The 12,169-nt window shown below is 56.5% G+C and carries 12 protein-coding genes; 4 read left to right on the top strand and 8 right to left on the bottom strand.

Annotated features, from left to right (window positions below; translation table 11 throughout):
* Window positions 1–139: 139 nt before the first annotated feature.
* Together gorA and ACMGGX_RS08600 are read right to left on the bottom strand one after the other, a co-directional pair.
* Window positions 140–1,492 (bottom strand): glutathione-disulfide reductase, encoded by a 1,353-nt coding sequence (gorA, locus tag ACMGGX_RS08605; RefSeq protein WP_181594005.1) that lies wholly within the window; start codon window positions 1,490–1,492, stop codon window positions 140–142.
* A gap of 71 nt (window positions 1,493–1,563) precedes the next feature.
* The gene (locus ACMGGX_RS08600; protein WP_181594004.1) at window positions 1,564–2,406 is read right to left on the bottom strand and encodes a 23S rRNA (adenine(2030)-N(6))-methyltransferase RlmJ; all 843 of its coding nucleotides are present in this window, start codon (window positions 2,404–2,406) and stop codon (window positions 1,564–1,566) included.
* A 207-nt stretch (window positions 2,407–2,613) separates the two neighbouring features.
* Here ACMGGX_RS08600 and prlC point away from each other — a divergent pair, with 207 nt between their 5' ends.
* Both prlC and rsmJ read left to right on the top strand, forming a co-directional pair.
* The gene (prlC, locus tag ACMGGX_RS08595) at window positions 2,614–4,656 is read left to right on the top strand and encodes an oligopeptidase A (RefSeq protein WP_420298278.1); all 2,043 of its coding nucleotides are present in this window, start codon (window positions 2,614–2,616) and stop codon (window positions 4,654–4,656) included.
* A 7-nt stretch (window positions 4,657–4,663) separates the two neighbouring features.
* A complete protein-coding gene (rsmJ, locus tag ACMGGX_RS08590; RefSeq protein WP_420298277.1) occupies window positions 4,664–5,416 on the top strand; it encodes a 16S rRNA (guanine(1516)-N(2))-methyltransferase RsmJ in 753 nt (250 codons plus the stop codon).
* Between the two features lie 96 nt (window positions 5,417–5,512).
* Here rsmJ and uspA read toward each other — a convergent pair whose 3' ends face one another.
* Window positions 5,513–5,950, bottom strand: coding sequence for a universal stress protein UspA (gene uspA, locus ACMGGX_RS08585; RefSeq protein WP_003861223.1), 438 nt, complete (start codon window positions 5,948–5,950; stop codon window positions 5,513–5,515).
* A 283-nt stretch (window positions 5,951–6,233) separates the two neighbouring features.
* On the opposite strand from uspA, the gene uspB reads away from it, so the two are divergent.
* Window positions 6,234–6,569, top strand: a complete 336-nt coding sequence (gene uspB / locus ACMGGX_RS08580; protein ID WP_003861224.1) for a universal stress protein UspB — start codon at window positions 6,234–6,236, stop codon at window positions 6,567–6,569.
* Window positions 6,570–6,612: 43 nt separating this feature from the next.
* Here uspB and ACMGGX_RS08575 read toward each other — a convergent pair whose 3' ends face one another.
* The 3 genes from ACMGGX_RS08575 to pitA all read right to left on the bottom strand — a co-directional run bounded on the left by ACMGGX_RS08575 (window position 6,613) and on the right by pitA (window position 9,062).
* Window positions 6,613–7,020: a hypothetical protein gene (locus ACMGGX_RS08575; protein ID WP_348562153.1), complete on the bottom strand. Its 408-nt coding sequence runs from the start codon at window positions 7,018–7,020 to the stop codon at window positions 6,613–6,615.
* Window positions 6,998–7,387, bottom strand: coding sequence for a polymorphic toxin type 44 domain-containing protein (locus ACMGGX_RS08570; protein ID WP_063409084.1), 390 nt, complete (start codon window positions 7,385–7,387; stop codon window positions 6,998–7,000). Before ACMGGX_RS08570 ends, ACMGGX_RS08575 begins: the two co-directional genes overlap by 23 nt.
* A 175-nt stretch (window positions 7,388–7,562) precedes the next feature.
* Entirely contained in the window at window positions 7,563–9,062 is a 1,500-nt protein-coding gene (pitA, locus tag ACMGGX_RS08565; RefSeq protein WP_023309552.1) for an inorganic phosphate transporter PitA, read from the bottom strand.
* A gap of 228 nt (window positions 9,063–9,290) precedes the next feature.
* Between pitA and ACMGGX_RS08560 the strand changes: the two genes are divergently transcribed.
* Window positions 9,291–10,487 carry an NAD(P)/FAD-dependent oxidoreductase gene (locus ACMGGX_RS08560; protein ID WP_033147086.1) on the top strand — a complete coding sequence of 399 codons (1,197 nt, stop codon included), beginning with the start codon at window positions 9,291–9,293 and terminating at the stop codon, window positions 10,485–10,487.
* Between the two features lie 32 nt (window positions 10,488–10,519).
* Here the strand turns inward: ACMGGX_RS08560 and ACMGGX_RS08555 are convergent, their stop codons facing one another.
* Both ACMGGX_RS08555 and ACMGGX_RS08550 read right to left on the bottom strand, forming a co-directional pair.
* Window positions 10,520–11,458 carry an NAD(P)-dependent oxidoreductase gene (locus ACMGGX_RS08555; protein ID WP_420298751.1) on the bottom strand — a complete coding sequence of 313 codons (939 nt, stop codon included), beginning with the start codon at window positions 11,456–11,458 and terminating at the stop codon, window positions 10,520–10,522.
* Window positions 11,458–12,150, bottom strand: coding sequence for an RraA family protein (locus tag ACMGGX_RS08550; protein WP_420298276.1), 693 nt, complete (start codon window positions 12,148–12,150; stop codon window positions 11,458–11,460). The genes ACMGGX_RS08555 and ACMGGX_RS08550 overlap by 1 nt, the downstream gene beginning before the upstream one ends.
* Window positions 12,151–12,169 lie beyond the last annotated feature (19 nt).

Below are 12,169 nucleotides of genomic sequence, written 5' to 3'. Positions count from 1 at the left end.
TCCGGGCGTCTTATAAGCGTAGACATTCGCTTCGGTAGATGGGGAGGGATATGTGCGGTAGATCACTATTTTCGGAGCATTCGTTTTGCAACGATTTATGAATGTTAAAAAAATGCCCCTCCGGGAAGGGGCATCAGGATTAACGCATGGTCACAAACTCTTCCGCGGCCGTCGGGTGGATGGCCACCGTGTTGTCGAAGTCTTTCTTGGTTGCGCCCATCTTCAGCGCTACGGCGAAGCCCTGCAGGATCTCGTCCATGCCGAAACCGATGCCGTGGATACCGACAATCTTCTCTTCCGGACCTACGCAGACCAGCTTCATGCGGCACGGCTGACGGTGTGAGGTGACGGCGGTGTACATCGCGGTAAACGCCGATTTATACACTTTCACCTGATCGTCGCCATACTCTTCGCGCGCCTGCGGCTCGGTTAAGCCGACGGTGCCGATTGGCGGATGGCTGAAGACCACGGTCGGAATGTTGCTGTAGTCCAGATGCTCGTCCGGCTTGTTATTGAACAGGCGCTCGGAGAGACGACGACCCGCCGCAACGGCCACCGGCGTCAGCTCAACCGCTCCGGTATTATCGCCGACCGCATAAATGCCCGGTACGCTGGTGTTCTGGAATTTATCGACGACGATATAGCCTTTTTCGTCGGTTTTTACGCCGGTCACGCCCAGGTTGAAATTATCGTTCGCAGGTTCACGGCCAATCGCCCAGATCAGGCAATCGACGGTCTGGCTGCGGCCATCTTCCAGCTCAAGCGTCAGGCTACCGTCCGCGTTTTTCACCACCGCTTTTGGCACGGCGTTGGTGTGCAGGGTCGGGCCTTCGGTGTTCATCACTTCAACCAGCGTATCGACAATCAGCGGGTCAAAGCTGCGCAGCGGCGCGTGTTTACGTACGAACAGGTGCGCTTCTGCGCCCAGGCCGTTAATCACGCCGGCCAGTTCCACCGCAATGTAACCCGCGCCAACAACGGCAACGCGTTTTGGCAGGGCAGGCAGCTCGAAGAAACCGTCGGAGTCGATGCCGTATTCCACGCCCGGGATGTTCGGGTGGCTCGGACGACCACCGGTGGCGATCAGGATGCGATCGGCGGTGATCGTCTCGCCGTTCACTTCGATCGTTTTCGCGTCCACAAAGCGGGCGAAGCCGTGGATGACGTCAACGTTGTTTTTACCCAGCACGTTGTCGTACGAGGTGTGAATACGGTCGATGTAGGCGGTACGGCTGGCGATCAGCTTGTCCCAGTCGAAGTGGTTGATGGTGGTGTCAAAGCCGTAGTCCGGGCCATACATATGGATAGCTTCACGGATCTGCGCCGCATGCCACATCACTTTCTTCGGTACACAACCCACGTTCACGCAGGTGCCGCCCAGCGCTTTGGCTTCAATCAGCGCGCACTTCTGGCCGTACATGGCCGCACGGTTGATGGAGGCGATGCCGCCGCTGCCGCCGCCGATTGCGATGTAGTCATAATGCTTAGTCATAGCTTTTGTCCTTAATCGTGAATTGCCGCGATTGTATACCTGAAATCAATAGTTTCCACCGATGGCTGCGATTACTCCGGCACGATCCAACTGACGGTGGCGTGGCCTGTACCCGCTGGCACCAGCGTTTTATGCAGCCACGGCAGCACGTTGTTGATCTGCGCTTCGAGCTTCCACGGCGGGTTGATCACAATCATACCGGAGGCGGTCATGCCGCGCTGATCGCTGTCCGGACGTACCGCCAGCTCAATCTGCAGGATTTTGCGGATGCCGGTCGCTTCCAGGTCTTTGATCATGCGTTTGATTTGCGCGCGCAGCACCACCGGGTACCACAGGGCGTATGTCCCGGTGGCGAAGCGTTTGTAGCCTTCGTGGATACCGGTCACCACTGCCTGATAGTCGGTTTTGATTTCGTACGGCGGGTCGATCAGCACCAGGCCGCGACGGGAAACCGGCGGCAGCTTGGCTTTCAGCTGCTGGTAGCCGTCGGATTTTTCCACGCGGGCGCGGCTGTCTTTCTGGAATTCAGAACGCAGCAGCGGGAAGTCGCTCGGATGCAGCTCGGTCAGCTGGAGGCTGTCCTGCTCGCGCAGCAGCTGGCGTGCAATCAGCGGCGAGCCCGGGTAGTAGCGCAGCTGGCCGTTGCGGTTGAAGTGATTCACCACGCCGATGTATGGCTCCAGCTCGGCAGGCAGATCGTCCTGCTGCCAGATGCGGGCAATCCCTTCCAGATATTCACCGGTACGCTCGGCATGCTCGCCGCTCAGCTGATAACGGCCCGCGCCCGCGTGCGTGTCCAGATAGAGAAACGGCTTCTCTTTCTCTTTGAGCGATTCGATGATCAGGCTCTGAACGGTGTGTTTAAGGACGTCGGCGTGGTTGCCTGCGTGGAAGCTGTGGCGATAACTGAGCATGGGTAATGATATTCCGCTGAATTGACGATTTGCCACAGTTTACAGCAGAACGGCGCAGATTACCCGTAGGCCCGGCAAGCGCAGCGCCACCGGGCGCTTTTCCGCCACGTCCGGCATTGAAATCCTCTACACTTAACCCCATTCTAGATCCCATATGCACAGCGCCGGATGCGCGCTTCATTCACCTATTTCAACAGGACAGCGTTTATGACCAATCCATTACTGACGCCTTTTTCGTTGCCGCCGTTTTCTAAAATCCTCCCTGAGCATGTGGTTCCAGCCGTTACGCAATCGCTGGACAACTGCCGCGCGGCGGTAGAAAGCGTGGTAGCGCAGGGCGCGCCGTACACCTGGGAAAATCTGTGTCAGCCGCTGGCCGAAGTGGACGACGTGCTGGGGCGTATCTTCTCCCCGGTGAGCCACCTGAACTCGGTAAAAAACAGCCCGGAACTGCGCGAAGCCTACGAACAGACGCTGCCGCTGCTCTCTGAGTACAGCACCTGGGTCGGCCAGCACGAAGGTCTCTACAAAGCCTACCGCGACCTGCGCGACGGCGACCATTATGCCGAACTGAACACGGCGCAGAAAAAATCGGTCGATAACGCCCTGCGTGATTTTGAGCTGTCCGGTATCGGTTTGCCAAAAGAGAAGCAGACCCGCTACGGTGAAATTGCCGCGCGCCTGTCCGAACTGGGCAACCAGTACAGCAACAACGTGCTCGACGCCACCATGGGCTGGACGAAGCTGATTACCGACGAAGCGGAGCTGGCGGGTATGCCGGAAAGCGCGCTGGCAGCGGCAAAAGCCCAGGCCGAGGCGAAAGAGCAGGAAGGTTTCCTGTTAACGCTGGATATCCCGAGCTATCTGCCGGTGATGACCTACTGCGACAACCAGGCCCTGCGCGAAGAGATGTACCGCGCGTACAGCACCCGCGCCTCCGATCAGGGGCCGAATGCCGGTAAGTGGGACAACAGCCCGGTAATGGCGGAGATCCTCGCCCTGCGTCACGAGCTGGCGCAGCTGCTGGGCTTCGAAAACTACGCCGATAAATCCCTCGCCACCAAAATGGCGGAAAACCCGCAGCAGGTACTCGACTTCCTGACCGATCTGGCGAAACGCGCCCGTCCTCAGGGTGAGAAAGAGCTGGCCCAGCTGCGCACCTTCGCGAAAGCGGAGTTCGGCGTGGACGAGCTGCAGCCGTGGGATATCGCGTACTACAGCGAAAAACAGAAGCAGCACCTCTACAGCATCAGCGACGAGCAGCTGCGCCCGTACTTCCCGGAAAACAAAGCCGTTAACGGCCTGTTCGAGGTGGTAAAACGCATCTATGGCATCACCGCCAAAGAGCGTACCGATATCGACGTCTGGCACCCGGACGTGCGCTTCTTCGAGCTGTATGACGAGAAAAACGAACTGCGCGGCAGCTTCTACCTCGATCTCTACGCGCGTGAGAACAAGCGCGGCGGGGCGTGGATGGACGACTGCGTGGGCCAGATGCGTAAAGCCGACGGTTCCCTGCAGAAGCCGGTCGCCTACCTGACCTGTAACTTTAACCGTCCGGTGAACGGCAAACCGGCGCTCTTCACCCACGATGAAGTGATCACCCTGTTCCACGAGTTCGGTCACGGTCTGCACCACATGCTGACCCGCATCGAAACCGCAGGCGTGGCCGGTATCAGCGGCGTGCCGTGGGATGCCGTCGAGCTGCCAAGCCAGTTTATGGAAAACTGGTGCTGGGAGCCGGACGCGCTGGCGTTTATCTCCGGTCACTATGAAACCGGCGAACCGCTGCCGAAAGCGCTGCTGGATAAAATGCTGGCGGCGAAAAACTACCAGGCGGCGATGTTCATCCTGCGCCAGCTGGAGTTCGGCCTGTTCGATTTCCGCCTGCACGCCGAGTTTAGCCCGGAGCAGGGTGCGAAAATCCTTGAGACCCTGGCCGAGATTAAAAAGCAGGTTGCCGTTATTCCAGGGCCAACCTGGGGCCGCTTCCCGCACGCGTTCAGCCATATCTTCGCCGGCGGCTACGCGGCGGGTTACTACAGCTACCTGTGGGCCGACGTGCTGGCGGCAGATGCCTTCTCCCGCTTCGAAGAAGAGGGGATCTTCAACCGCGAAACCGGCCAGTCGTTCCTCGATAACATTCTGACCCGAGGCGGGTCTGAAGAGCCAATGGTGCTGTTCAAACGCTTCCGCGGACGCGAGCCGCAGCTGGATGCGATGCTTGAGCATTACGGGATCAAAGGCTGATTGTTACGTGAAGATCTGCTTAGTAGATGAAACAGGCGCCGGAGACGGCGCCTTATCTGTTCTGGCGGCCCGCTGGGGGCTGGAGCACGATGAAGAAAACCTGATGGCGCTGGTTATGACGTCGGAACATCTCGAATTACGCAAGCGCGACGAACCGAAGCTCGGCGGGATTTTTGTCGACTTTGTCGGCGGCGCGATGGCGCACCGGCGCAAGTTCGGCGGCGGTCGCGGCGAAGCGGTGGCCAAAGCGGTCGGCATCAAAGGGAGCTACCTCCCGGACGTGGTCGATGCCACGGCGGGACTGGGGCGCGATGCGTTTGTGCTGGCGTCTGTCGGCTGTCGCGTGCGGATGCTGGAGCGTAATCCGGTGGTCGCTGCGCTGCTCGACGACGGGCTGACGCGAGGCTACGCGGACCCGGAAATCGGCACCTGGCTGCAGGATCGTTTGCAGCTGATCCACGCCTCCAGCCTGACGGCATTGACGGATATCACCCCGCGCCCGCAGGTGGTCTATCTCGACCCTATGTTCCCGCATAAGCAGAAAAGCGCGCTGGTGAAGAAAGAGATGCGGGTGTTTCAGTCGCTGGTGGGGCCGGATTTGGATGCCGATGGCCTGCTGGAGCCGGCTCGTCAGCTTGCCACGAAGAGGGTGGTGGTAAAGCGCCCGGACTATGCACCGCCGCTGGCGGATGTTGCGACCGCTAACGCGGTGACCACCAAAGGGCACCGGTTTGATATTTATCCGGGTACGCCGGAATAAAAAAGCCGGGTGGCGGCTTCGCCTTACCCGGCCTGTGTCCTCGATCTATCCCCTCTCCCTTTGGGAGAGGGTTAGGGTGAGGGGAATTTAACGCACTTACTCATCTTCTTCGTCACGCAGTGGAACAATCAGCATATCCACGTGAACGGTGTTAATCAGCTGGCGCGCTGAAGACATCAGCTTGCTCCAGAAGTCCTGATGGTGACCGCAAACCACCAGGTCCATATCGTATTTCTTGATCGCATCAACCAGCACCTGGCCCAGATCGCCGCTGCCGCTCAGGGTTTCGGTAATTGGATAGCCCGCGTTGGTGGAGAGTTCACTCAGGGCATGGTGAGTCTCTTCGGAAATGCGTTTTTGCATATCGCCAAGATTCACGTCGATCAGACCGGTGTAGAGGTCGGAGTAATTCACGTCAACGTGAATCAGCGAAACTTTTGCGTTGTAGGGACGTGCCATGGATACCGCTTTATCAACCAGCACTTTGCTCTCAGGGGAGAGGTCAACCGCGATGAGAATGTGTTTGTAAGCCATAGTGTTACTCCTTCCTTAAGTTATCGATGACTAAGTGAGAATGCCGTCGTCTGATACTTTCATTACGGCCCAGTTAAACATATTTTTCAAGCTTTGGTGTTGATAACGATTAACCTTGTGGCAAAAAAATTAACGGATCTCCTACACTATTAAATGAGCCGTTCGGATATTAAAACGCGAACCGGATCGACTTCTGGTCATTCTTTCACTGAACTGTCTGTCAGGGCATTGGGGTGCGGTAGCTCAGGAGCCTTGCTTCGTGGGCGGACGCCGGGGAGGATGTATGATTAGCACCGTCGCATTGTTTTGGGCGTTATGCGTGGTTTGCATAGTGAATATGGCGCGCTACTTCTCATCGTTACGTGCGCTGTTAGTGGTACTTCGTGGTTGCGATCCGTTGCTTTATCAGTATGTGGACGGTGGAGGGTTCTTCACCTCGCATGGACAGCCCAGCAAGCAGATGCGTCTGGTGGGATACATCTACTACCAGCGCTACCGCGATCATCACGATGAAGAGTTTATTCGTCGCTGCGAGCGCCTGCGTCGTCAGTTCATTTTGACCAGCGCCCTGTGCGGGCTGGTCGTGGTCAGTATGATTGCATTGATGATTTGGCACTGAGCATCACAGCAGGCGGGGAAAGCCCCGCCTTCTTTCATCTGGCTCAGGGCTTAACTGAGAACCGGAGACTGGAGATATTGTTCTCAATCGAAATAACCTTTCCGCTATAGGCAATGTTCACTTCCCCGCTTGTATCAATACTGGCCGAGGTTATCGTGCCTGTACCTTCGATTACCGGATACTTCATCGCAAGCTGATGGATAATATCAGTGTCTTTCCCTGCAAGCGCCCCCGAGAGATAGTAACGGTAGATTGGTGGTACGGTTGTGCCACCCTGATTGTTAAAGGTCATATAGAGCCAGACGCTATCGGATAATTTATAAACGCGCTGTAGCTCATCGCTATTTCGCTGATTGGGCTGATGGTTTAACCAGAAAAATCCAATGACCAGAACCAGAAGTGAAAAGGTAACAAGGCGATGAATCCATTTAATAGCCGTTTTGAATGGCATAGTCTATTCCTTCTCTGATGTTGCGTTGGTCCGTTGGGTCGTCTCCGTAAGGCGGCTTTTCGTACCATTTTCCCCATTCCGGTTTTGAGGTACCTGCCCGGCCTTGAGCCCAGCCTGCGCCCATAAGGAGGATGTTTGCAGGGATACCTGCCGCAGTACCGGCGGCTCCGAAGTTGAAGTTACCAAATGCAGCAAAATAAGGGTCGAATTTTTTATAATCCCAGGGACCGCCATTTCGGACTTTTTGGTAGAACCAATAATACGTTGAGGGCGTAGCCATATTGCGTGACATTCCGTTAAGTCGTGCCTCACGCATATTGTTCGCTATAACGATTGAACCCGGTCCTGAGATAGGTACAGAAGCCATACATTCTCCTTTGTCTGGATTTTTCTTCTGGCCGCCATGATAGTTTTTTCTGTATTTTAAGATTGAACAAAAAATGTTCAGGAAATCCTCATGTTATCAAATACTTCATGGAAAATAACTGCCATAAAAAAAGCGGGTCAGTTTCCTGACCCGCTTTTTTGTCGCCTTCAACCGATTAAATCAGCTTCAGCGAAATCCAGTACAAACCGCCAGACAGCAGGATGGATGCCGGAAGGGTGAACACCCAGGCCATCAGAATGTTGGTCACGGTTTTGCGCTGCAGACCGCCTCCGTCAACAATCATGGTACCTGCCACGGACGAAGAGAGTACGTGGGTGGTGGATACCGGCATACCGGTGTAGCTCGCCAGACCGATAGACACTGCCGCCGTCATCTGCGCGGACATACCCTGCGCATAGGTCATGCCTTTCTTACCGATCTTCTCGCCGATGGTGGTCGCCACACGACGCCAGCCAATCATCGTACCGATACCGAGTGCCAGCGCGACGGCCATGATGATCCAGATTGGCGCGTACTCAATGGTGTTGAGCATATCGCTTTTCAGTTTCTTCAGCAGACGTTTGTCGTCACCATTCACCTCTGGCAGCTTCGCGACTTTATCGGTCACATCAGAGATACAGAGCATTATACGACGCAGCTGACCACGCTGTTCTACAGCCAGTTTGTCGTAGCTTTCGATATCGCCCAGCATGCCTTTCGCACGTTCCAGCGCGTTAATCGCGTTTGCCGGATGGCAGTGGAACTCGCCAGGCGCGGTGGTTGCACCGGCTTCCGGAGAAGGGATCAATTGATCAACGCCGGTCGCTTTTTTCAGCAGGTCAGGATGCTGCTGGAAATAGGTTTCAACGTTGTTGACCGCATCGCGGGTACGGGTGATTTCGTAACCCGAGGCGTTCATGTTCACCACGAAGCCTGCCGGTGCGACGCCGATCAGAACCAGCATCACCAGACCAATGCCCTTCTGCCCGTCATTCGCGCCGTGAGAGAAGGCCACGCCGATAGCAGAAATGATCAGGGCGATACGCGTCCAGAACGGCGGCTTTTTCTTGCCGTCTTTCTTCTCACGCTCTGCTGGCGTCAGGTGGATACGCGCACGTTTTTTCGTGTTACTCCAGTAGCGACGCAGGATGAAAATCAATCCCCCCGCGACTACCAGACCCACGATAGGGGAGATGATCAGGGAGCCGAAAATGCCCAATACTTTAGGCAGGTTCAGCGCATCAACAACCGATGTCCCGGTCATCAGGGCGTTGGTTAACCCGATGCCGATAATCGCGCCGATGAGCGTGTGAGAACTGGATGCAGGCAGGCCAAAATACCAGGTACCGAGGTTCCAGATAATTGCAGCAAGCAGCATTGAGAACACCATAGCGAGGCCATGGCCAGAACTAACGTTAAGCAGCAGATCCGTTGGCAGCATATGCACGATGGCATACGCAACGCTCAGCCCGCCCAGGAGAACACCAAAAAAGTTAAATACCGCCGCCATAACAACCGCAAGCTGCGATCGCATTGCGCGAGTGTAGATAACCGTCGCTACTGCGTTTGCAGTGTCGTGGAAGCCGTTGATCGCTTCGTAAAACAGTACAAAAACCAGAGCAAGCAATAATAAAAGCCCGGTATGTAAATCCAGGCCGGCAAACAAATGTAGCATAGGACGTTACGCCATTTTGAGGACATGAACGCGGCGCATTATCCAGGACAAATGCGCGGCGGGCAAAGTGAAATATAGACTTTTTTTGACATACCACCTGATTTGAGAAAAGCACCAGAAAGGATATTCTTTAAATTTCAATGGAATGGCTTTGTAATATCTTTTTACGCTGGTGTGACCACAGAGGAAACTTTACAATCCGCGGCAGTTAACAAAGAGGGTTTTGACGTGGAAAGGTTTGATGCCGTGGTAATTGGCGCCGGTGCGGCGGGTATGTTTTGTGCGGCAATGGCCGGACAGGCGGGTCGTCGCGTGCTGCTGCTGGATAACGGTAAAAAGCCCGGCCGTAAGATCCTGATGTCCGGCGGCGGGCGCTGCAACTTTACTAATCTGTATGTTGAACCCGCGGCCTATTTGAGCCAAAACCGTCATTTTTGTAAATCTGCGCTGGCGCGCTACACCCAATGGGATTTTATCGACCTGGTGGGTAAGCACGGTATCGCGTGGCATGAAAAGACGCTGGGACAGCTGTTCTGCGACGACTCCGCGCAGCAGATTGTCGATATGCTGGTGGCCGAGTGCGAGAAGGGTGGCGTCGTCATGCGCCTGCGCACGGAAGTGCTGGAGGTCGCCCGCGACGACCAGGGCTATACGCTGCAGCTGAATGGTGAAACCGTCAGTGCGGATAGCCTGGTGATCGCCAGCGGCGGCCTGTCGATGCCGGGGCTGGGCGCCTCCCCGTTCGGCTATAAGATTGCCGAACAGTTTGGCCTTAAAGTCTTGCCCACGCGCGCCGGGCTGGTGCCGTTTACGCTGCATAAACCGCTTCTTGAACAGCTTCAGACGCTGTCCGGCGTGTCTGTTCCCTCGGTCATTACCGCCGAAGACGGGACGGTGTTCCGCGAAAATCTGCTCTTTACCCATCGCGGCCTCTCCGGCCCGGCGGTACTGCAAATCTCCAGCTACTGGCAGCCGGGGGAGTTTGTCACGGTGAATCTGCTCCCCGATTGCGATCTCGACGCGTTCCTTAACGAGCAGCGTACCGCGCACCCGAATCAAAGCCTGAAAAACACCCTGGCAATGCAGCTGCCAAAACGTCTGGTGGAATGTTTGCAGGCGCTGGGGCAGATCCCGGACGTGTCGCTTAAGCAGCTTAACAGCCGCGAGCAGGAAACGCTGGTCGAGACCCTGACAAACTGGCGCGTTCAGCCAAACGGCACCGAAGGCTACCGCACGGCAGAGGTCACGCTGGGTGGCGTCGATACGAATGAGCTCTCGTCCCGCACCATGGAAGCGCGCAACGTGCCGGGGCTCTATTTTATTGGCGAAGTGATGGATGTGACCGGCTGGCTCGGCGGGTACAACTTCCAGTGGGCATGGGCAAGTGCCTGGGCGTGCGCTCAGGCGCTGGCAGAAGACAAGTGACATAAGAGCACAGCCACTCGTCACGGTTGGCTTTATGGACCGACGGTGGTGACGTCCGTCACGGCCAGAATATTGCTCGCGGCCACGGTCCCCATCTTGATATATGACGCTGCGGTAACGCCGCCAATATGCGGTGAAATAACCACGTTTTCTACGGACTGCCAGAGATGCGGCGCGGTCAGCGGCTCGTGGGTAAAGCTGTCCAGCGCGGCGCTGTGCAGCGTGCCATCCCTGAGCGCCGCCAGTAACGACTCATCGTGGATCAGTCCACCGCGTGCCGTATTGACCAGAATTGCGTTCCGCTTGCAGTGTGCGAGCGTCTCGCTATTGATCATCCCCCGATTCTCATCGGTCAGCGGACAGTGCAAAGAGATGATATCGGAACGGGAAAGAAGTCCGTTCAGCGTTTCTGCGCGTTCGCACAGGGCAGGCATAGTCTTAGCATAGGGATCGTAAGCCAGCACCTTCATGCCGAAAGCGTGACCAATAGTCGCCACGCGCGAGCCGATAGCACCCAGCCCAATTAACCCTAGCGTTAAGCCCTCCAGTTCAATGGATTTATGCGTCGCCTTATCCCAGTGCCCGTCTCGCAGCCGCTTGTCCAGAGGCACCACTGATTTTGCGCAGGCGAGGATCAGCGCCCAGGTATGTTCAGCCACTGCCGCCGCGTTTGCGCCTGGCGCAGCCCGGACGGCGATGTTGCGCTCGGCCGCTGCCTCCTGGTCTATCACATCGATCCCGCTTCCGTGCTTGGAAATAACCTGCAAAGCCGGGGCGGCATCCATAACTTTCGCGGTGATCCTGCCGTAACGTACCAGGATCGCCACAGGATTGTGTCGTTTACACAGCGCGATCAGGTCATCTTCTGTGGGCTGGCGGCCCGCAAACACTACCTCAAAGCCCTGCAACATCACCATGGCCTGCTCCGCCAGGTCGCTTCCGGTAATCAGAACTACGTCTTTGCCCCCCATCACAGCGTCTCCCCGTCGCTCAACATACCTGCCTTACGAAGCGCGTCATCAAGCCAGTGTGGACGTAAATCGCCTTCACGGATGGCGGCAAGACGCCGGGTCTCCATCTCCAGCTTTTCTTTTGCCAGAGCGATAACCTCCTGAATCTCATCTCGCGGGATAACGACCACGCCGTCGATATCCGCGACAACCAGATCCCCGGCCTGAACCGTCGCCCCGGCGACTGAAATGGGATGATTAACCCGGCCAGAGATTAACTTTGTCGGGCCGCAGGGGTTCAGACCGGCAGAAAAGACGGGGTAGTGACCTTTGCTCAGGGTATCTGCGTCACGTACAGCGCCATCAATAATAATGCCCGCAATGCCGCTCGCCTGAGCCTGAGTGGCCATGATTTCCCCAAGCAGCGCGCAGCTCAGGTCGCCTTTGCCATCGACGATCAGGACATCGCCGGGCTGCGCCACCGCCATCGCGGCATGAATCGCCAGATTATCACCCGGACGAACTTCAACGGTGATGGCCGGACCTGCAACGGACATGTGTGGGGCCAGCGGTTTGATGCGGCCATGAAGCGTACCGCGGCGACCGGCCACATCGGCCAGAATAGCTGCCTGATACTCGGCAGCCCGACGAACGTCCTCGGCAGAAACGCGCTCGAAATGGCGATTAATCGGTTTTTTTTCAGTAACGGACATAAATGCCTCCATATTGTTT

This window comes from Enterobacter sp. BNK-29, from assembly GCF_048684785.1.
In the GTDB taxonomy this organism is placed as follows: domain Bacteria; phylum Pseudomonadota; class Gammaproteobacteria; order Enterobacterales; family Enterobacteriaceae; genus Enterobacter; species Enterobacter cloacae_M.
Note: the sequence above shows the minus strand (reverse complement) of the source record. Positions and strands in the feature narration are given on the sequence as shown.